We start from the raw sequence: 19,748 nt of genomic DNA on the forward strand, positions 1-19,748 counted from the left end.
CACGTGGCACCTCCGCTCGCCGAACTGACCGCCCAGGCGCAGACACTGACGTCCGCCGGCGACCTCGACGGCGCCCGGGCGGTGCTGGCCGACGTGCTCGACCCGGCCGACGCCGACCCGCGCCAGGCCTCCCCCGACCTCGCGCTCGCCGCGGCCCTGCAGGCACGCATCCTGATCGCGCTCGGCGACCCGCACGGCGCCCGCACCTGGGCCGGTTTTGCCCACGCCGCCGAGGAACGCCTGCACGGCCCGCACGACGAGCGCACGGTCGCCGCGGCGGCCACCCACGCCGCCGTCCTGCACCGGGTGGGCAACCACGGCCGGGCCGCCCAGCTCTACCACGACCTCGTCGGCCAACTGACCGCAGTGGACGGCCCGCTGTCCCCGCGCGTCCTGGCGGCCGAGGCCGACCTCGCCACCGCCGAGCACGCCGCGGGCCAGTGCACCGCGGCCCGCCACCGGCTCGCCGACGCCTGGTCCCGCCACCACGAGGCGTACGGCGACGAGGCCCCCGCCGGCATCAAGATGCTCGCCCGGCTCGGCGCGATGGAGCGCGAGTGCGGCCGTACCCAGGACTCCCAGGCACACTTCGCCCAGGCCCAGGAGCTGTGCGCCCGCTACCTGCCCCCGGACCACCCGCTCGCCCAGCAGGTCGCCCGCCTCGCCGGGGCCCCGCCCTCGGGCCGCCACGTGTGTGGCCGCGTGCAGACCTCGGACGGCCCGGTCTCGGGCGGCCCGGCCTCCGGCGTCACGCGGATGCCGGCGACCACCCCGGGTGTGCACCCCGTCCGCCGCGAGGACCGCCCACCGGGCGACCTGACCGGCCGCCACGCCCGCCCCGAACCCCCCGTCGCCCTCCCCCTCACCTCGCCCGCCGCCCCCGCCGAGCTGGTCGACCAAGGCGCGCGGCTCGAGCAAGCCCAGCCAGCCGAACGGACCGACCCAGCACCTCGAGCCGCGTGGGCTGAACAAGCCGAGTCGGCCGAACGGGCCGACCCGGGACCCCGAGCCGCATGGGCCGAGCAAGCTGAGCGGGCCGAGCAAGCCGAGCCGGGACCGGCCCGGGCCGTCCCGGAGCAGCAACTCCGGCGGCACCAAATCCCGGAGCAACAGTCCCCGGAGCAGCGGTCGCCGGAACGGCCGGCGCCGATCTGGCCGGCCTACAGCACGACAGCCCAGGGACCGGTGACTCAGCCCCCGGCCGAACAAACGACCGCTGCCCACTCCCCGGCAGCCGTGTACAGCCCAGCGGCCGAAGAGCACGCTGCCGCCTATAGCCCAGCGGTCGGTGAGCCCGCTACGGCCTACAGCCCGGCGGCGGGAGGGCACGCTGCGACCTACAGCCCGGCGGTCACAGAGCCGGACGCCGCCTACGGCCCGGCGGTCGAGGAGCACAGCGCGGCGGTCCAGGAGCATGCCGTGTACAGCCCGGCGGTTCAGGAGCAGGCCGTGTACGGCCCGGCGGTTGGGGAGCCGACTGTGCCCGGGCCGCGGGTCGCGCCCGGGGAACAGGTTTCGCCGCAGTCGTGGTCGGTGCAGCCGCCCGGTCCGTGGCCTCCCGACTCGACGCCTCCGGTGGCCTATCCGGGTGATGGTTATCCACCCGGGCCCGAGCTGCCGTTGCCGGCGACGGGCCGCCATCTGCCCGTACCCGTGGAGAAGCGTGACCCGCACACCTCCCGGCAGCCGCTGATCCTGGCCGCGGCGGTCGTGGCGGGGATCGCCGTGGCGGCGGCGGTGGTCGCCGCGACGTTGCCCCGGGGTGAGCAGGCCGCGGCCCCACCGTCCGTGACGTCGGCGCCCGCACCCTCAGCCGCGGCGAGCGCCGCGCCGTCACCGACCGGGACCGCGGTGGCACCGGCAGGGGTGACGTTGCGGGACAACAGGGACAGCGTGTCGCTCACGTGGCGTTATCCGAAGGGGTCCGAGGGGCCGGTGCTGATCTCGGGTGGCCGGGTCGGGCAGGAGCAGCGGGCGTTCCAGCAGTTGCCCGCGGGCACCACGGATTACGTCGTGTACGGGCTCAACAAGGCCAACAACTACTGCTTCACGGTGGCGGTGGTCTATACCGTCGACCAGGTGGCAGCTTCGAAGGCGGTCTGTACGAGCCGTAAGTAACCAACTTGCAACCGGGCAGAACCTCAGCAATCACCACGGGAATCCGATCGGGAGCGGTTGCCAGGACCCAACGGGGAAAGCAGGGACGCTAGTGACGACGGAGGCGGCAGCAACGGCCGGCGCCGTGGTCGTGGACGAGCGCGCGGAGCTCGAGGCGACCCTGGTGGAGCTCGAGGGCCGTCCGCAGTCCCAGTTCCGCGCTGTCGCCGGTCCGGCTGCCACCGTCGAGCGCCGGGCCACCGATCTCGGTGACGAGGCCCTGGCCATGCGGGCCCGGTTGCTGCGCGCGACGGCTCTGGTCCGGGAGGGCAAGTCGGAGCAGGGTGGCCGCTGGGCGCATCAGGTGCTGGACTGGTCGCAGCAGCACGACAACCCGTTCCTGCTGTCGCGGGCGCACCGGGTGCTGTCCATCTTCTACCGCCAGATCGGTGACCTGTCGGAGGGTCTCGCCCACGCGGTGCACTGCTTCGCCAATCTGACCGACGACGAGCCAGACACGATCCGCGCCCGGCATCTGATGACCCTTGCGGTCGCCCTCGACGAGAGCGGCTCGATCGAGGAGGGTGACCGCCGTTTCCGTGAGGCGCTGGCGCTGGCGACCGCCGAGGGTGACCTCGAGCTGACCCTGAACATTTTGAACAACATGGCCTACACGGCGTTCGAGAACGACAACGAGCCCGGCGCGCTGGATCTGGTCGAGCACATGCGGGCAGTGCAGCTCCGCGCCGGCCGTGACTTCGGTGCGCTCGAGCTCGACACCATCGCCCGTATCGAGATGATGGGCGGGCGGTACGCCGACGTCGAGCAGACGCTGGGCTTCCTGGTCGACGGGCAGTCGACGGTCGAGAGCCACGAGGGTGACGCCTCGGCCGTCTGCCTGCTCACCCTGGCGGAGGCACGACGGCTGGACCGGCGTTACACGGCCGCGCAGGAGGCCCTGGACGCCTCGGTGCGGCTCGCGGAGGACCGCGGTCTCGATCGTGTACGCGCCCAGGCCCGCGAGGAGCAGGCGGCCCTCTACGCCGCCACGGGCCGTTTCCACGAGGCGTACGAGGAGCACAAGGCGTTCTACGCCGCCGCCACCGCCCTGCACTCGACCCAGCGGGAGGCGCAGGCGCGGGCGTTGCAGGCGGTCTTCGAGGCGACCGAGGCGCGGCGCGCGAGTGAGCACTTCCGCGAGATGGCGCACCGTGACGCGCTGACCGGGCTCTACAACCGGCGGTACGTCAACGAGCGCCTGCCCGCGCTGCTCGGTGAGGCGGTCGCACGGCGGACTCCGGTCTCGGTGGCGATCCTCGACCTGGACCACTTCAAGCGGGTCAACGACACCTTGTCGCACAGCACCGGTGACACCGTGCTGCAGGAGATCGCCCAGCTGCTGCTGGAGGCCGCGAGCGGGCCGATGATCGCGGCACGCATGGGCGGTGAGGAGTTCCTGCTGGTCATGCCCGGGCTGGGGATCGAGGAGGCGACCGAGCGCTGTGAGCGGCTGCGGCTGCGGATCCGGGCGCACGCCTGGGAGCCCGTCACCGGTGCGCTGACGGTGACGACCAGCATCGGCGTGACCACCGCGCCGGAGGGCCGGGCTACGCCGTCGACGCTGCTGTCGCTGGCCGACCGCAATCTCTACGTCGCCAAGCGCGAGGGCCGGGACAGGGTGATCGCGGACCTATAGGTCGAGGTCGACGGCGAGCGGGTAGTGGTCGGAGGCGTACTCCGCCTCGTCACCGTGCAGGACCCGGGCCTTGGTCGCCGCGGCCGCGACGGTGTCGGTCGCCAGCGCGTAGTCGAGGCGCATCCCGGCCTCCGAGAATTCGTGTCCGCCGCCCTCGGTGGTGGGCACGGTGAGCCCGTCGCCCTCCCCTGTCGTCCGCCACAGGTCGGTGAACCCGGCCGCCTCGAACGCCGCGATCGCCCGCGTGTCGGCCGCGCCGTCCTTGGCCAGGTGGCGGCGCCGGTAGGGCTCGGGCAGCCGGGACAGCCGTCCGGTGTGGTCCGTACCCGGGTCGAGGGAGTTGAGGTCGCCCGCGATCAGTGTCAGGCCCTTCGCGGGCCGGTGCCGCGCGGCGAGCCACCGCGCCTCCCGGAGCCGGCGCCCGGGTGAGAACGGGTTCAGGTGTGTGCTGACGAAGGTGACCTGCCCGGCCGCGGTCGGCACGACGACGGCCGCGGCGGCGTGGTGCAGCCGCCACCGGACGGCCGACCACGCCACGATCCGCAGCGGTGGCCGGACCAGCACCGCGACCGGCTGGCCGAAGAACGACGGCGCCAGGAACGGTGTCATGCCGACCGCCGCGGCCACCTCCCTCATCTTCTGCCCGCGGAAGCCGCGCAGCTCCTGCAGGGCGAGGACGTCGGGGCGTTCCCGGCGCAGCAGCTCCACGACGGCGTCCAGACGCCCGCCGCTGCCGCCGGTCTTGATGTTCCAGGTGATGAACCGCAGCGTCACGACACCGGCGCCTCGGTCAGGTCCCGGTCCGCGTCGTTCTCGGTCAGCTCACCGGCGTCGGCCCGGTTGCCCTGCTCGACGTCGGCGTTGGGCTTGAGCACGAACCAGAGCAGCGTGATCCAGCAGGCCGTGAGGACACCGGCGCCGAACACGTCGGTCGGGTGGTGCATGCCGCGGTACATCCGCGAGAGCGCCACCCCGGCCGGCATGATCACCGCGAGCGCCACGAAGACCCAGCGCCACCACGCGCGGACCCGGGGCACGGTCAGGACGGCGATGGACACGTACAGGCACATGGTCGCGGCGATGTGGCCGGAGGGGAACGACGAGGTCGGCATCTGACCGTCGAGCTGGTCGACCGGGGGCCGGGGACGGCCGACGGCGGCGGCCGTGGAGAGGAAGAGGCTGAGCTCGCCGAACATCGCCAGCACCACGAAGAGGACCGGGCGCCAGCGCCGCCACAGGGCCAGCACCAGCGGGCAGAAGACCAGCGAGACGAGCAGGATCATGTGGGTGTCGCCGGCCTTGCTCCACCCGTAGCTCAGGTCGTCCAGCGCCGGTGTGCGGAAGGTCTGCAGCCAGCGGTTGACGCCGACGTCGGCGTTGCCGAACCAGGTGCCGTTGGTGTGGTTGGTGACGGCCCAGCCGATCACGTAGAGCACACCGAAGGTGAGGACCCAGCCGACGATCAGCTCGGCCGCGCCGGTCCACGGGTGCGGGAGGACCTTCTCCTCGTCCGGCGCCGGTGTCACGTCGTGGGCGGCCTCCGGTTCCAGACCTTCCTGGATCGGTCCGACCGGCCGGCCCACCTCACGGCGCCAGACCCGGAACGCGTACGCGGTGACGCCCAGCCAGGCGGCGCCGAGCAGCCACCCGGCGAGCACGTCCGAGAGGAAGTGCACGCCCAGCGAGATGCGGGTGAACCCCACCGCGGCGATGATCACGGCGATGAGCCCGATCGCCGGCTTGCGCCACTTGGGCGCGATCGCGGGCAGGAAGACCAGCAGCAGGCCGCCGTAGACGACCATCGAGCCGAGCGCGTGCCCGCTGGGGAAGCTGTTGCCGGGTGCGGTGGCGACCGGCACGTCGACGACCGGGCGCAGCCGCCCGACGAGCGTCTTGAGCGAGGGGTCCAGCAGCAGCGCGCCGACCCCGGTGATCACGAGGTACACCGCGAGACGGGTGCGGCGCCGGATGAGCAGCAGCACGACCGCGACGGCGACCAGCCAGATCATCACCGGGCGGCCACCGAGCTGGGAGATGCTCTCCAGCACCTTGACCAGCGGCTCGTGCGGGGCGACCAGGCCGTTCAGGCCGTCCGCCACGGACCGGTCCAGGCCCTGCAGCGGCGACCAGCGGAAGCGGACGAGCAGCAGGAGCAGGCCGAAGCCCAGTCCGACCGCGACGACCACCAGCAGTCCCAGCAGGCTGCGTTCGGTGAAGTGGCGGACCGGCGCCCAGCCGACCTTCCGGTGGACTCTGCCGTCGTCGGTCGACATGTGGGGACTCCTGCTCGATCGGGGGTTGCGCGCTCCTCTACCCCCTGGGGTCCGCGCTCACACCGGTGTCGCGCTGACGGGGCACCTCACCGTCCGGGAAGTCCTGGAGTTCCTGGTCCGCACCGGGCTCCCAGCGGTCGTCCTGAGCTGGGCGGACGACTCCCACGCGCTGGGCTTCCAGCTGGGCGGCGAAGGAGAGGCCGAAGAACAGCGCAACACCGGTGAGGTTGGCCCAGAGCAGCAGCGCCATGATCGCCGTCAGCGGGCCGTACGTGGCGCCGAAGCCGTCGGAGAGGTTGACGTAGCCGGCCAGCAGCAGGCTGGCGCCCCACCAGAGGACCGTGGCCAGCGCGGCACCGAAGAGCAACCAGCTCAGTGCCGGCTGCCTGCGCCGGGGTGAGTGCCGGAAGAGCAGCCCCACCGCGAAGATGATCAGGAGCAGGCTCAGCGGCCAGCGCACCCAGTCGAACATCGTCAGCGCGCTGTCACCCCACGCGTAATGCTTGGCCATCGACTTGCCGGCGGAATGCCCGGCGACCAGCAGCAGGAAGCCGAACAGCGCGGGCAGACCGGCCACCACCGCGAGGATCGCAGCCCGGACGTACTTCCCGAAGGCCTTGCGGTCGCGCTCGACGCCGTAGATGCGGTTGGCACCACGCTCGATCTGCGCCATGGCCGTGGTCAGGGCGAACAGCCCGGTGACAAAACCCAGGGCGAGGGCCAGCTCACCGGCGTCCTCGGTGCGGTCGTCGTCGTCGAGCAGCTCGGTCACCAGCGGCTCGCTGGCGCCGGGGGTGAGCGCGATGACGGTGTCCGCGACGACCTGACCGCCCTCCTCGACACCGAGGTCGGTGGCGAGGCCGGACAGGGCGATCAGGAACGGCACGATGGCCAGGCACAGCTGCAGCGCGAAGGCCCGCGAGTGGCTGAAGCCGTCGCCGTACCGGAAGCGGACGAAGGCGTCGCGCACGAGGTGCCAGCGCCCGTAGTGCCGCAGCGCCAGGAAGGCGTCGTCCGCCGAGAGCTCGTCCCCCGGCATCATCCGGGTCTCGGGAACCGGCTCGGTCGAGCTCACTCGGCGTCGTTCGCCGCGGCGCGCACCCCCTCGGCAGCCTTTTCGGCGGCGCTGCTGTCGTAAGCCAGATCGGGGTCGCTGTCGGGCTGCGGCACGCAGAGCAGCAGCGCCTTGTGGCGCACGCCGATCGACATGCTCTTGCCCGGGTCGATGAGGTCACCGTCGAGCTGCCGCGGCTGCGGCCGGGCGGCGCGGATCTCGACACGTTCCGCGGTGTAGGTCTCCATCCGCGGGACCCGCTCCTTGCGGCGCACCACCGCCCAGCCCAGCGAGGCCCAGTTGGCCAGGCTGCGCGGGCTGAGGATGGCCACGTCGAGCTTGCCGTCGGCGGGGTCGGCCTCGCTGAGCAGGCGGACACCGCCCTGAAGCCGGCCCACGTTGCCGACGATCACCGAGCGGGGCCGCCGGCGCAGGGCCGGCTTGCCGTCGAGCGAGATGACCACACCCATGGACGGGCGGCGCAGGGCCTTGGCCGCACCGCCGATGTAGGCGATCCAGCCGAGGTGCTTCTTGGCCGTCTCGTTGGTGCCCTCGAGCATCTCGGCGTCGAAGCCCATCCCGGCCATCACGGCAAAACACTGGTCGCCCACGGTGCCGACGTCGATGCGGCGGCGCCCGCCCTCGAGCGCGACCTCGACACCCGTGGCGGCGTCGCTGGTGAGACCGAGGTTGGTGGCGAGCAGATTGCCCGTGCCCGCGGGCAGGACGGCCAGCGCCACGTCGGTGCCGGCCAGCGCCGTCACCACGGCCATCACGGTGCCGTCCCCGCCACTGACGAAGACGAGCTCGGCACCCTCCTCGACGGCCTTGGTGGCCTGACCCCGTCCGGAGTCCTCGGGGGTGGTCTCGAACCACATCGGCTCGGGCCAGCCGGCGGTGGCGAGCCCTTCGACGATGGTGCGGCGCAGCAGGTCGAGGTCGGTGACCTTGACGGGGTTCACAACAACGGCAGAGCGGGGTCCTGTCACGGCGCCAGTGTGCAGGAGGCAGATCACATCGGCGACTCGGGCCCGAACGGGTTACAGTGACGACATACTTGAACGCGTTCAAAGAAGTGGGTGAGCGTCATGAGAGTGCTGGTCAACCTGCTGGTCGCCGTCGGCATGCTCGTTGTCGTCCCGGCCGGCCTGCGACTGCTCGCCGATCCGGCCGCCGAGGTGGCCCGCCGCTTCTGGCCGGTAGGCGCGATCGCCGGCGCCGTGAGCCTCTGGCTGCCCCGCGGGCCGGTGGCGACCGCGCTGGCGACGATCTACGCGATCGGGGCGGCGCTGCTCTGTGCGTACGCGGTGAGCCGTCCGATCCGGCCCCGCCGCGAGTGGCCCGCGGAGGCCGCTGTGCTCACGGCCCTGATCAGCCCGGCCATCGCGGCGAGTGCGCTGATCGCCGAGCGGGCCGGTTACCACCTGTTCGGTTTTGAACTCGGGGTGCTGGTGCTGACCGTGGCGCACTTCCACTTCGCGGGGTTCGCGGCGGCCCTGATCGCCGGGCTGCAGACCCGGATCGCGCCCGGTCGTGCCGCCGACGCCGCCGCGCTCACCGTGCCGGCCGGGACGTTGCTGGTGTTCGTCGGCTACTTCACGGCCGAGGCGGTCGAGCTCGCCGGGGCGCTGGTCCTGACCGCGGGCATGTGGACGGTCGGCTGGCTGATCTGGCGGTACTCCCGCACCAGCGTGCCGGACCGGCTGACCGCAACCCTGCTGGGTGTCTCGGCGGCCGTGCTCGCGGTGTCGATGGTGCTGGCGGTGAGCTGGGCGCTGGGCGAGGCGACCGGACTGCCCCACCCGTCGCTCGCCTGGATGGCGGCGACACACGGAGTGGCGAACGCCCTCGGATTTGCGGTGTGCGGAATGGTGGGGTGGCGCCGCGCCGGGGCATATCTGGCACCAGGGAGGAACGTGCGATGACTGGATTCACCTATGCCGAGGTCGGCGCGACCCGGCACGAGCCACTGCCCCCGGGCTACAACCGGCTGCACTACCGCACCGAGCTGGGGCGGGACGACTTCCGGACGGCGGCCGACGCGATCCTGACGTTCGCGATGCACCGTGCGACCGGCGCCCGGATCCGCTCGTCGGCCGACCGCGCCGCTCCGGGCGTACGGCTGACGGTCGGTCTGGGGCCGTTGACCGTGCCGTGCGAGGTGGTCTGGACGGAGGACGGTGACGAGCTGGCCGGGTTCGGCTACGGCACGCTGCCCGGGCACCAGGCGCGCGGCGAGGAGTCGTTCACGGTCAGCCGCGACGCGCAGGGCCGGGTGTGGTTCCGGGTGACCGCCTTCAGCCTGCCGGCCCGGTGGCCGATGCGGCTCGGCGGTCCGGCCGCGGTGTTCGCCCAGCGCCTGTACGCGCACCGCTGCGGCCGTGCCCTCCGACAGCTGTGCGCCCGGTCCCGTACGGTTGGACCGTGAGCGGCACGAGCGTCACCTGGTGGGGGCACAGCACGATGTGGCTGGCCGACTCGGGTGTCTCGCTGCTCACCGACCCGCTGCTCACCGACCGGCTGATCCACCTGCGCCGGATGGCCGGGCCCACACCCGTCCTCGACGGCGCACCGGACGCGGTCCTGCTCTCCCACCTGCACGCCGACCACTTCCACCTCCCGTCGCTGCGCGCGATCCCCGGTGAGCCGTTGCTCATCGTGCCGCGCGGCTCGGTGCCGCTGGTGGCCAAGGGCCTGGGCTCCGCGTACGCCCGGCGCTGCGTCGAGCTGGCACCGGGCGAGGAGACGACGGTCGGCGCCATCAAGGTGCGGGCGGTCGAGGCGGCCCACGACGGCGGCCGCGGCCCGTGGTCCCGGCTGCGCTCGGCCGCCATGGGTTTTGTCGTCGAGGGTGAGGCCCGCACCTGGTACGGCGGCGACACGGGCCTCTTCGACGGCATGTCCTCCCTCGGCCCGCTCGACCTCGCCCTGGTGCCGGTCGGCGGCTGGGGTCCCACACTCGCCGCGCACGGCCACCTCGACCCGGCCGACGGCGCCGAGGCGCTGCGCCGGGTGAAGGCGGCCTGGGCGGTCCCGGTGCACTACGGCACGTTCTGGCCGGCCGGCCTGGGCCGGGTGCGGCCGCACATGTTCCACGACCCGGGCACCGAGTTCGCCCGGCACGCCGCCCGCACCTCGCCGGACACCCACGTCCGGGTCCTCGCCCACGGTGAGACGCTCAGCTTCGAGCCCGCCACGTGATCTCCGAACTCGGGACCATGGGGTGGCTGGCGCTCGTGGTGGCCTTCGGCGCGATCGTGCCGATCATCCCCACCGGCGCGGCCGTCAGCGGCGCCGCCGCCCTGGCCTTCCACGACCACCCGCTGCTGATCGTCCTGGTCATCGCCGCGGGCGCGGCCGGCGCCTACGTCGGTGATCTCGTCATGTACGCCATGTGCCGCGCCGGCGGCGAGCAACTGGCCCGCCGCTTGCGCTGGCTACGCGACGAGGAGCACCTGGCCGCGGTCAAGGAACGCCTGCACAAGAGCCAGATCCCGGTCCTGCTGGTGTCGCGCCTGCTGCCCGGCGGCCGGGTGCCGGTGCTCCTGGCGGCGGCCTTCCTGGGCCTGAGCTGGCGCACCTTCGTCGTGGCCAACGCACCGGCCTGCGCACTCTGGTCCGTGGTCTACGCCGGCATCGGCGTGGCCGGCGGCTCGATCTTCCCGGAGCCCTGGGAGGGTGTGGTCGCCGCCATCATCCTGGTGCTGATCATCGGCCAGATCGTCAACCTGATCAGCAAACGCCGCGCGGCCCGCCAGCAGGCCGAAGCCGAAGCTGCTTAGTACTTCAGGTACTGGCGGGTCATCTTGGCGACCTTCTGGACCAGGGTGATGCCGCCGTCCATGCTCTGGTTGTTGTGGGAGAGCACCGCGACGGAGATGTCCACGTCGTCGTCGGCGGTGATCCGGCCGACCGTGTTGACCGCCCAGAGGCCGCCGTCGGCGCTGCGGGTGTCCCAGCCGTTCTTCACCGTCGTGGTCTCGCCGGACTTCGCCACGCTCGGGACGCCCCAGTCCTGGGTGTCGTCGACGGTGTTCATCAGCGTGAAGGCGAGCTTGCGGGAGTCCTTGTCCAGCGGGCCCTTGGTGTCGACCAGCTCGGACAGCAGGCGGACCTGGTCGTCGACGGTCGTCCGGGTCAGACCCCAGGAGCTGCTGACCACGGTCTGCTTGAGCCCGAGGCGCTTGTTGCACTTGCTCACCGCGGAGACCTTGCCCAGCTGGACGAAGAGCGAGGTGGTCGCGTTGTTGTCGCTGAGCCGGATCATGCGCTTGGCCAGCGCCAGCTGGCTCGACGACAGGTCACGGTCGTCGTCCTGGGCCTGCAGCAGCATGCACGCGAGCACCTGCACCTTGACGATGCTGGCGGTGTCGTACTTCTCCGAGCCACGGTACGAGTAGCGCTCGCCGGTCTTCTTGTCGAGCACGGCCACCGAGAACTCCGGGGACGACTTCGCGTACTTCTTCAGCGCCGCGTCGAGGGCCTTGACCCGCTTGGCGCGCTCGCGGGCGGCCAGCTCTTCGGGACTGGGCCCGGTCGGCGTGGGTGAGGCCTTCGGGGTGGGCGAGCTGTCGTCACCGAAGGTCAGCGAGCGGGGCAGCACACCGCCACCACCACCGGCGCTCCCGCCGTCCTGCATACCGAGGCCGACCAGGGACACACCGCCCACGATCACCAGTGCCGCCACCGCGAAGATCCAGAGCTGGGTTCGTCGCACCCATGCATACTGCCGTGCCTCGCGCGGGATCCCAAATGTACTACCCGACGCTTGATCGCCATCACGGTTAGTCACGTGACTCCGGGGGCACAATGATGTCATGGCCTTACTTCCGTCACCTGGCGCGTTTGTCGAGCTCAGCCGCTACGCGATCGGCCAGGTGGTCGAGACGGCCGCCTCCGTCGCCACCGTCCCGGTGCGTGTGCTCGGGCTGCTGGGGCAGACCGAGCTGCTGGTCAGCCGCATCTCCCTGCTGGCCGAACGCGCCGAAGGGCTCATCGGGCGTGTCGAGGGTGTCATCGACGGCGTGGACACCACGCTGCGCGAGACCAAGGTGATCATGGCGGCAGCCGCGCTGACCGTCGACGAGGCGAGCGCCGTTGCGCTCCGGGCGGCCCAGGTGGTCGACGGAGCCGCATCCGCGGTGACCGGGGCGTCGGCAATCGTCACCGAGGCCGGCACGGTCGTCACCAAGGCCGGCAAAACGGCGGACGACGCCGGTGGAGTTGTCGTCCAGGCCAAGGCGACCGCGGACGAGGCCGGCGCGCTGCTCGACGGTTACGCGCCGACGCTGCGGAGCGCCGCGCCGCTGGCCCAGCGGTTCGTCGAGGAGCTGACGCCGGAGGAGGTCACCGCGGCGATCCGGATGGTCGACGAGCTGCCCCGGCTCCGGCAGCACCTCAGCGAGGACGTCATGCCGCTGCTGGGCAAGCTGGACCAGGTCGGGCCCGATCTGCACAAGCTGCTGGAGGTCACCAACGACCTGCACCTGGCGATCATCGGGCTGCCCGGGCTCAAGCGTCTGCGCCGCCGTGGTGAGGAGCGGGCGGCCGAGGAAGAGGCTGCGAACGACCGTTAGGCCTCGATAACCGGCATTACGGACTAAATTTTAGGGGTGGCGAGGAACAGCAACAGCGGTTGGTCGCGCCCCTGGGCGGCCTTCTTCGCGCTCGTCATCGTTCTGGGTGGGGTGGCGGTCTCGCTGGGCTTCGGCGTACGCCTGCGGGGCGCCCTCGAGCGCAGCGCGGAGAAGCGCATCGCGACCACCAGCCAGAGCCTGCAGGGGTCGGTCACCAACGAGCTGGGCCGCTACTCCGACTCCGTACGCCTGGCCGCCGCCGCACTCAGCGCCCAGTCGACGCCGACCCGCGGGGGCTTCGACAAGATCACCACGGCGGTCGCGGCCCAGGACCTCACGGCGGTCCGGTCGATCACCTTTGTCGTCCGCGCGACGCCGACCACGGTGGGCGAGGTGCGCCCGTACTGGCGGGCCCGCGGCGCCGAGGGTCTGGACCCCCAGCCGGTCGAGGGTCTCCAGGAGCACCTCTTCACGGTCTTCTCGCGGGGGCTCGGCGACTTCGAGCGGCCGCCGATCGGCGTCGACCAGGGCGCCGCGCAGGCCGAGGTCGACGTGACCAAGCTGGCGCGGACCGGCAAGGACGTGGCGATCTCCGACGCGTACGTGCGGCTCGCCGACACCAAGCTGCCGAAGGCCCAGCAGCGGCTCTCGTTCGACGTGGTCGCCCCGGTGTTCGGTGACAAGCAGGCCGTGGCCGGATATCTGGTGCTCAACGTCGGCGGCAACGAGTTCGTCAGCACGACCCTCTTCCGCGCGGCCGGTGACCTGCTCGACGCCCAGTTGCTGACCCGCAGCGGCGGTGGCTCCCTGGCCGAGGTCGCGGCGGTGGTCCAGCAGAGCGTCACCCGCTCCACCTTCCGGCGTACGCAGAACTTCGAGGCCGGGCAGCGGCAGTGGACCCTGCGGACGAGTGCGGCGTACACGACGCTGCTGCCGAACGCGGGGCGTACGGACATGGCGGTCGTCATCGCCGGTTCGGTGCTGGCGGTCATGTTCGGCTCGCTGATGTACCTGCAGATGTCCGCGGCGAAGCGTACCGAGGAGGAGATCAGCCTCGAGGTGGCCGAGCGCGTGGAGGCGTACGAGAAGGGCTCGGACCGGACCCGGCTGGAGGAGCTGGTCGGCGGGCTGCTGGAGGCCGGCCAGGTCTCCGAGGTTGATCTGCGGGTGGTGGTCGACGACGCCGTGGCGACCGTGCTGCCGGAGGACACCACGCCGGAGATCACCATCGGCGAGCTGGCCGCGGTCCGGGCAGACGTGGTGCTGCTGCGGCACCTCGTCGGCACGATGGTGACCGACGCCGTGCGGCGCACCCCGGACGGTGAGGAGCCGCGCATCTCGATCGGGCTGGACCCGGAGGTCGGCCCTGAACGCGTTCGCCTGGTGATCGAGAGTGCCGGGACGGCGGTCGGATGCACCCTTCCCGCCGTCGAGCAAATGGCGGCAAATCCGTCCTGAGCTGGCCCTATTCACGCTTGTAAACATTGACGAAACACTGCGTGACGGTTAATCTCGCGGGACCGTGAGAGCGCTCTCACATCCCCTGCCCGCGGTCCACCGCCGCGGCCTTGGCGACCCCCGTATCCCCAATCGGAGGCACCTGGCATGAAGTCCCCCCTCCCCCCGTCCCGTTCCCCGGGCACTCACCGGCGACCCCGGCGCGGCCGGCTCGCCGGCTTCGCGGCGGCGGTTGTCGTCGCCCTCGGCTCCGGCGCGCTCGCCGTGGCAGTGGTCGGCAACGCCGAGGCTGCGACCATCGGCGCCGGCAGCTACACCGAAACCCTCCCCGCCGGCGCCAAACTCCCCTCCGGCTGCGGCAACATCTCGACGAACCCGCGCCAGTACCTGACTCCGAACGCCCCCGCCGGACCGGTGCCGACCAACGACTGGTGGTCGTCGCTGCTGTTCAAGAAGGGCGACGAGTGCAACTTCTCCCAGCCGCTGTTCGCCGGGCCGGCCGCGTACAAGCCGGTGGCGGGCGGGCTCGGGATCTCCTACCAGACCGACGCGGCCATCAGCGGCAGTGCGACCGGCCTCGGTGAATACCACTACCCGTACGCCCAGCACGTCGTCGCGGGTGTCGCCGGCCTCAACGCCGGACAGGCACTGGTCGACGGCTGGAGCGACTGGACGGTCACTCCCTCGTGGAGCGACGGCAGCCGCACCCTGAAGGCCACGATCGGTCACGGGCTGCCGCTCTCGTACTACCAGGTGACCGGTGGCGACGCGCTGCTGACCATCACCGGCCCGCCGACGGCCTGGCAGAACACCGGCAACCGCATCGGCTTCTCGATCGGCGGTCACGACTACGTCGCGTACGGGCCGGCCGGCTCGACGTGGACGCTGAGCGGCAGCACGATCCGCTCGAACCTCGCCGGCAAGGGCTACTTCTCGGTTGCCGTGCTCCCGACGCTGGCCAGTGCGGCCACGGCCGACAAGATCGCGCTCGCCGACCAGTACGGCCAGTACGCCCACAACCACGTGACCGGCACCAAGATGTCGTACACGTACAACCAGGGCGCGGGCACGGTCAACACGACGTACGCGTTCACCACGACCGCCCGCGAGGGCAGCGCTTCGGGCACGGTCATCGCGCTCTACCCGCACCAGTGGCGTTATCTGACGGGCTCGACCCCGCTGTCGCGCACGTACGTCTCGCCGCGCGGTGCCATGAAGATCGTGCTGGGCACCAACTTCACGACCTCCATGAAGTACACGGGTGTGCTGCCCGAGATCCCCGCCGTCGGTGACTCCAGCGGCGCCGACCTCAGCACCATCACCACGTACCTGAACAACGAGCTCAACAACCCGGCCGACTTCAAGGGCGACGACACGTACTGGACGGGCAAGGGCCTGGGCCGCGCCGCCCGCATCGCGGAGATCGCCGACCAGCTCAACCTGACCTCGGTACGCGACAACGCGCTCAACGTCATCCGTACGCGCCTCACGGACTGGTTCACCGCGTCCGCCGGCAAGTCGTCGCGGGTCTTCTACTACGACCGCAACTGGGGCACGCTCATCGGCTACCCCGCGTCGTACGCGTCCGACGAGGACCTGAACGACCACCACTTCCACTACGGCTACTACGTGGCCGCCGCCGCGACCCTGGCCAAGTTCGACCCGGCGTGGGCCGCACCCGGCCAGTACGGCGGCATGGTCGACCTGCTCATCCGTGACGCCAACAACTACGACCGCAACGACACCCGGTTCCCGTACCTGCGTGACTTCGACATCTACGCGGGTCACGACTGGGCGTCCGGCCACGGCGCGTTCGGCGCGGGCAACAACCAGGAGTCCTCGTCCGAGGGCCAGAACTTCGCCAACGCCCTGATCCAGTGGGGTCAGGCGACCGGCAACACCACCGTCCGCGACGCCGGCATCTGGCTGCACACGACGCAGGCCGCGGCGATCAACGAGTACTGGTTCGACGTCCGCAACGAGAACTTCCCGGCGAACTGGGGCCACAACTACTCGGCCATCGTCTGGGGCTCGGGCGGCGCGTACGCGACGTGGTTCTCCGGCGAGCACGCCATGATCGTCGGCATCAACATGCTCCCGATGACCGGCGGCCAGCTCTACCTGGGCGACTACCCCGCCTCGGTACGCAGCACCTACGCCGAACTGGTCAGGAACAACGGCGGTGAACCGACCGTCTGGCGCGACATGCTCTGGCAGTACCTCGCGCTCGGCGATCCGGACGCGGCCCTCGCGAAGTTCCGGGCCAACAGCTCGTACACGTCCGAGGAGGGCGAGAGCAAGGCGCACACGTTCCACTGGATCCGTAACCTCGCGGCCCTCGGCCAGGTCGACACCGGCGTGACCGCGAACCACCCGCTGGCCAAGGTGTTCTCGAAGAACGGCGCGAAGACCTACGTCGCGTCCAACATCACGAACGCCGCACTGACGGTGACGTACTCCGACGGCAAGACACTGAGCGTGCCGGCCGGCAAGACCGTCGCCAACGGCGCCACGAACTGGAGCGGCGGCAACGCGACCGGCGGTGGCACCACCACCCCGCCGACCACACCACCGACTACTCCCCCGACCACGCCGCCTTGTAATGGCGCGCTGCTGTCCCAGGGCAAGACCGCCACGTCGTCTTCTGTGGAGGCCGGCTACCCCGCTGACCTCGCCGTCGACGGCAACGCCACCACCCGCTGGTCCAGCGCGTTCGCCGACCCGCAGTGGCTGCAGGTCGACCTCGGCTCCGCGCAGCCGCTGGGCCGTGTCGAGCTCAGCTGGGAGGCGGCGTTCGGGAAGGCGTACCAGATCCAGACGTCGACCAACGGCACCACCTGGGCCAACGCGGTGACGGTGACCGCCGGAACCGGTGGCAACACCAGCCACGCCCTGTCCGGCACGGCCCGCTACGTCCGCATGAACGGCACGGAGCGTGGCACGCCGTACGGTTACTCGCTGTTCAAGTTCAAGGTGTTCGGCAGCACCTGCGGCACCACACCGCCGCCGCCGGTGACCACACCGCCGACCACCACACCGCCCGCGACGACTCCCCCGGCCACCACTCCGCCCTCGGCGACGGCGTGGGCGATCAACACCGCGTACACGGCGGGCCGGGTCGTCACCTACAACGGCGTGAGCTACCGCTGCCTGCAGGCGCACACGTCGCTGACCGGCTGGGAGCCGCCGAACGTACCGGCTCTCTGGGCCCGCAACTGATCCGCTGACATAGCCCGCCCTGCCACTACCCGTGGCGGGGCGGGCTTTTCAGTTCTTCCAGGGGGAACGGTGTCGTCTTGGGTCCGGCCACCAGCCGCCCGTAGAAGTCGTTGAGCACCAGCACGGCCGGCCCGTACCGCCGGACGACCGCCGCGGCAAACTCCGGCAGTCCCGCCCCACCACTACGGATCACCTCGGTGCGATCCACATCGGGGGCGAGCCGCTCGCACAGCCAGTTGACGAGGTAGCGCTCGACGTCGTACCGGTCCCAGTCCCGGTGCAGCTCCTGGAAGGCGGCCTCGGCGGGGGTGCGCTCGAACTCCTGGTCGAGCGCCAGCCCGAAGTCGGAGAAATAGAGCTGCTCGCCGTCGGTCAGCACGTTGCCGGGGTGCGCGTCGAAGTGCACGATGCCGCGCTCACGCAGGAGTTCCGTCCCCGCGTGCAGCTGCCGATCTGCCAGCGTGACAGCCCGCTCGCCGTCGCCGGCGTCGAAGCGGATCAGCAGCCACTCGTGCAGACTCCACGGCAGATATTCGAGGAACAGCACGATGCTGCTGGTGGCTTCCGAGATGGCCGCAACCCGCCGCCGCACGGCCGGATCGCCGTCCCAATCCCCGAAATCCGGCATGGCCACGGGGGTCGCAGGCAGCACCCGCCAGTGGTGCAACAGCGGGAAATGCTCCGACACCCCGTCGACCACCCACCCCGTGGTCTTGACGTGGGTGGCGAGCTCCCGCCAGGCGCCGAACCCGGTGGACCCGACGCCGTACTGGTAGAACGTCGGCAACCCGAAGAGGTTCGCGGTGGACCCGACGTGCCGGGGTTGCCGTTCGAGGTCGGTCAACGGGATCCGCTTCACAAAAACCTTGATCCCGTCGAGGTCGAGCAACGCGGTCCGCCCACCGATCCCGGACCGGAGCACCACCGCCCCGTCGACCAGCTCGGCCAGCGCGTCGTCCGCCAGCTCACCGAGCAGGCGACCGGCCTCCCGATGTCGTTCCACCCGCATCGATCCCACTCCCCCGCCGCCGGTTGCCAACCGGCCAACCCTTCCATGCGGAGGGGTGAGGGTGGGAAGCACGGACCTGGCAGGGCGGGAGCGGCCGCTCATGAGCCGCCAGGCGATTGGTCGTTCCCGCCCGGTCCCCGCGGGAGCGGCGGTCCGTACTCCCGCCCACCGTGGTCAAGAATCTTTCAGTTGACGGTGATCTTCAGATTGGTGATTTCGTAGGAGGCGATTTCCGCGCGGATCCCGACCTTCGGCGGATCGACCATTCGCAGGCCCGGCAGGCTGAACAATTTGGTCAGGAAGATGTCCGTCTCCTGAATGGCGATGTAGGCGCCCGGGCATCGGTGCGGTCCGTCGCCGAACGACAGGCCCGCGTCGCCCACCCCGTCGGCTTTCGGGCGGGCGGGGCAGACCGCGCCCGGGTCGGCGCCGACCGCGTCCGGGTCCATGTTCGCGGCGGCGACGCCGATGTCGAGCCGGGCGCCGGCGGGAATGGTGACGTCACCCGCCTCGATCTCCGCGGTGGTCCAGCGGGCGAGATTGGCGACGACCGGTTCGAGGCGCAGAATTTCGTGGAGGATCGCCACGCGCTCCTTGTCGTCGCCGGTGGTGTAGGACCGGCGGAGATTGTCGTCGGTGAAGAGATGCCACGCGCTGAGGGTGATGAATTCGCGGGTGGTGACCATGCCGGCGGCGGCGAAGGTGACACATTCGCCGAGGATCTCGCCGTTGTTGCAGCCTTCGGTCAGCAGGTGGCTGATCAGGTCGTCCTTGGGTGCGGCGCGTCGGGCGGCGATCGCCGGGCGGACGTCCCGCCAGTAGAAGAGGCCCATGTTGGCGTTGGAGCGGAGGTCTTTCCACTTGCGGACCAGGCGGGTGCCGTCCTTTTCCTCGAAGAAGCGGTCCAGCCGCCGGGCCATACCGGGACCACTTTCCGTGAGGCCGATGACTTCGGCGGCGACCGCCACCGCGAGGCGGAAGGACAACTGCGACAGGTCGGCGGTGCCTTTCGCTTTCAGGACCGCGCACTGCTCGTCGGCGAGACGGTTCATGAGCGCCCGGTACGCCGTTTCGACCCGTTTCGGGGTGAAGTATTTGGCCGTCTGACGGCGGTGCTCCCGGTGTTCGGGGCCGTCCCGGTAGAGGACGGGCATGCGCATGCGGCCCTCTAGTTTGACGGCGTGCTCGACACCGAATCCGGCCTGGCGGGTTTCCGTGCTGCGCAGCATCGCGCGGGCGGTGCTGAAGTCCTGCACGTGCCAGACGCCGTCGGGGCCGGCGTGGACCGGGCAGCCCGGGGAAAGGTCACCGCGGGCGATCTTGCGTTGCGATTCGAGGGGGGTCTCTGCGGGGGGCATCCATTGAT

16 protein-coding genes are annotated in these 19,748 nt (G+C 71.2%); 9 read left to right on the plus strand and 7 right to left on the minus strand.

Going from position 1 to position 19,748, the window contains the following annotated elements; all coding sequences use genetic code 11:
* The first annotated feature begins 3 nt into the window (after positions 1-3).
* The gene (locus AFR_RS48140) at positions 4-2,118 is read left to right on the plus strand and encodes a tetratricopeptide repeat-containing protein (RefSeq protein WP_023561124.1); all 2,115 of its coding nucleotides are present in this window, start codon (positions 4-6) and stop codon (positions 2,116-2,118) included.
* Positions 2,119-2,209: 91 nt separating this feature from the next.
* On the plus strand, positions 2,210-3,793 hold the full coding sequence (locus AFR_RS32800; protein ID WP_023561125.1) for a GGDEF domain-containing protein: 1,584 nt from the start codon (positions 2,210-2,212) through the stop codon (positions 3,791-3,793).
* On the opposite strand, the gene AFR_RS32805 is transcribed toward AFR_RS32800, so the two are convergent.
* The 4 genes from AFR_RS32805 to AFR_RS32820 are packed head-to-tail and all read right to left on the minus strand — an operon-like array spanning position 3,788 to position 8,109.
* Positions 3,788-4,567: an endonuclease/exonuclease/phosphatase family protein gene (locus AFR_RS32805; RefSeq protein WP_023561126.1), complete on the minus strand. Its 780-nt coding sequence runs from the start codon at positions 4,565-4,567 to the stop codon at positions 3,788-3,790. The two genes, AFR_RS32800 and AFR_RS32805, sit on opposite strands and share 6 nt — an antisense overlap.
* Entirely contained in the window at positions 4,564-6,066 is a 1,503-nt protein-coding gene (locus AFR_RS32810; protein ID WP_023561127.1) for a phosphatase PAP2 family protein, read from the minus strand. The genes AFR_RS32805 and AFR_RS32810 overlap by 4 nt, the downstream gene beginning before the upstream one ends.
* Positions 6,067-6,103: 37 nt before the next feature.
* Entirely contained in the window at positions 6,104-7,141 is a 1,038-nt protein-coding gene (locus tag AFR_RS32815) for a YihY/virulence factor BrkB family protein (protein ID WP_023561128.1), read from the minus strand.
* Positions 7,138-8,109, minus strand: a complete 972-nt coding sequence (locus AFR_RS32820) for a diacylglycerol/lipid kinase family protein (protein ID WP_148308134.1) — start codon at positions 8,107-8,109, stop codon at positions 7,138-7,140. The genes AFR_RS32815 and AFR_RS32820 overlap by 4 nt, the downstream gene beginning before the upstream one ends.
* A 99-nt stretch (positions 8,110-8,208) precedes the next feature.
* On the opposite strand from AFR_RS32820, the gene AFR_RS32825 reads away from it, so the two are divergent.
* Genes AFR_RS32825 through AFR_RS32840 form a run of 4 tightly spaced genes read left to right on the plus strand, consistent with a single transcriptional unit; the run spans position 8,209 to position 10,902 of the window.
* Positions 8,209-9,045: a YndJ family protein gene (locus AFR_RS32825; protein WP_041841319.1), complete on the plus strand. Its 837-nt coding sequence runs from the start codon at positions 8,209-8,211 to the stop codon at positions 9,043-9,045.
* On the plus strand, positions 9,042-9,548 hold the full coding sequence (locus AFR_RS32830; RefSeq protein ID WP_023561131.1) for a DUF1990 domain-containing protein: 507 nt from the start codon (positions 9,042-9,044) through the stop codon (positions 9,546-9,548). The genes AFR_RS32825 and AFR_RS32830 overlap by 4 nt, the downstream gene beginning before the upstream one ends.
* The gene (locus tag AFR_RS32835) at positions 9,545-10,321 is read left to right on the plus strand and encodes an MBL fold metallo-hydrolase (protein WP_023561132.1); all 777 of its coding nucleotides are present in this window, start codon (positions 9,545-9,547) and stop codon (positions 10,319-10,321) included. The genes AFR_RS32830 and AFR_RS32835 overlap by 4 nt, the downstream gene beginning before the upstream one ends.
* Complete coding sequence (locus AFR_RS32840) at positions 10,318-10,902, plus strand: DedA family protein (RefSeq protein WP_023561133.1); 585 nt, start codon at positions 10,318-10,320, stop codon at positions 10,900-10,902. The genes AFR_RS32835 and AFR_RS32840 overlap by 4 nt, the downstream gene beginning before the upstream one ends.
* Here the strand turns inward: AFR_RS32840 and AFR_RS32845 are convergent.
* The gene (locus tag AFR_RS32845) at positions 10,899-11,837 is read right to left on the minus strand and encodes a serine hydrolase (RefSeq protein WP_023561134.1); all 939 of its coding nucleotides are present in this window, start codon (positions 11,835-11,837) and stop codon (positions 10,899-10,901) included. The two genes, AFR_RS32840 and AFR_RS32845, sit on opposite strands and share 4 nt — an antisense overlap.
* Before the next feature lie 100 nt (positions 11,838-11,937).
* On the opposite strand from AFR_RS32845, the gene AFR_RS32850 reads away from it, so the two are divergent.
* From AFR_RS32850 to AFR_RS32860, 3 genes are all read left to right on the plus strand, one after another.
* Positions 11,938-12,696, plus strand: a complete 759-nt coding sequence (locus tag AFR_RS32850; RefSeq protein ID WP_023561135.1) for a hypothetical protein — start codon at positions 11,938-11,940, stop codon at positions 12,694-12,696.
* A gap of 36 nt (positions 12,697-12,732) precedes the next feature.
* Positions 12,733-14,154: a hypothetical protein gene (locus AFR_RS32855; RefSeq protein ID WP_023561136.1), complete on the plus strand. Its 1,422-nt coding sequence runs from the start codon at positions 12,733-12,735 to the stop codon at positions 14,152-14,154.
* 147 nt (positions 14,155-14,301) lie between these two features.
* A complete protein-coding gene (locus AFR_RS32860; RefSeq protein ID WP_023561137.1) occupies positions 14,302-17,373 on the plus strand; it encodes a glycosyl hydrolase in 3,072 nt (1,023 codons plus the stop codon).
* A gap of 25 nt (positions 17,374-17,398) precedes the next feature.
* Here the strand turns inward: AFR_RS32860 and AFR_RS32865 are convergent, their stop codons facing one another.
* Both AFR_RS32865 and AFR_RS32870 read right to left on the minus strand, forming a co-directional pair.
* On the minus strand, positions 17,399-18,382 hold the full coding sequence (locus AFR_RS32865; protein ID WP_023561138.1) for a protein kinase family protein: 984 nt from the start codon (positions 18,380-18,382) through the stop codon (positions 17,399-17,401).
* Positions 18,383-18,567: 185 nt separating this feature from the next.
* Entirely contained in the window at positions 18,568-19,740 is a 1,173-nt protein-coding gene (locus AFR_RS32870) for a cytochrome P450 (protein WP_023561139.1), read from the minus strand.
* Positions 19,741-19,748 lie beyond the last annotated feature (8 nt).

Source organism: Amorphoplanes friuliensis DSM 7358 (genome assembly GCF_000494755.1).
Lineage (GTDB): Bacteria > Actinomycetota > Actinomycetes > Mycobacteriales > Micromonosporaceae > Actinoplanes > Actinoplanes friuliensis.

Bases quoted from the DNA above. Each gene is read 5' to 3' on its own strand.
- AFR_RS32870 (WP_023561139.1), bottom strand. From the start codon at position 19,740: ATGCCCCCCGCAGAGACCCCCCTCGAATCGCAACGCAAGATCGCCCGC.
- AFR_RS32865 (WP_023561138.1), bottom strand. From the start codon at position 18,382: ATGCGGGTGGAACGACATCGGGAGGCCGGTCGCCTGCTCGGTGAGCTG.
- AFR_RS32860 (WP_023561137.1), top strand. From the start codon at position 14,302: ATGAAGTCCCCCCTCCCCCCGTCCCGTTCCCCGGGCACTCACCGGCGA.
- AFR_RS32825 (WP_041841319.1), top strand. From the start codon at position 8,209: ATGAGAGTGCTGGTCAACCTGCTGGTCGCCGTCGGCATGCTCGTTGTC.
- AFR_RS32830 (WP_023561131.1), top strand. From the start codon at position 9,042: ATGACTGGATTCACCTATGCCGAGGTCGGCGCGACCCGGCACGAGCCA.
- AFR_RS32850 (WP_023561135.1), top strand. From the start codon at position 11,938: ATGGCCTTACTTCCGTCACCTGGCGCGTTTGTCGAGCTCAGCCGCTAC.
- AFR_RS32810 (WP_023561127.1), bottom strand. From the start codon at position 6,066: ATGTCGACCGACGACGGCAGAGTCCACCGGAAGGTCGGCTGGGCGCCG.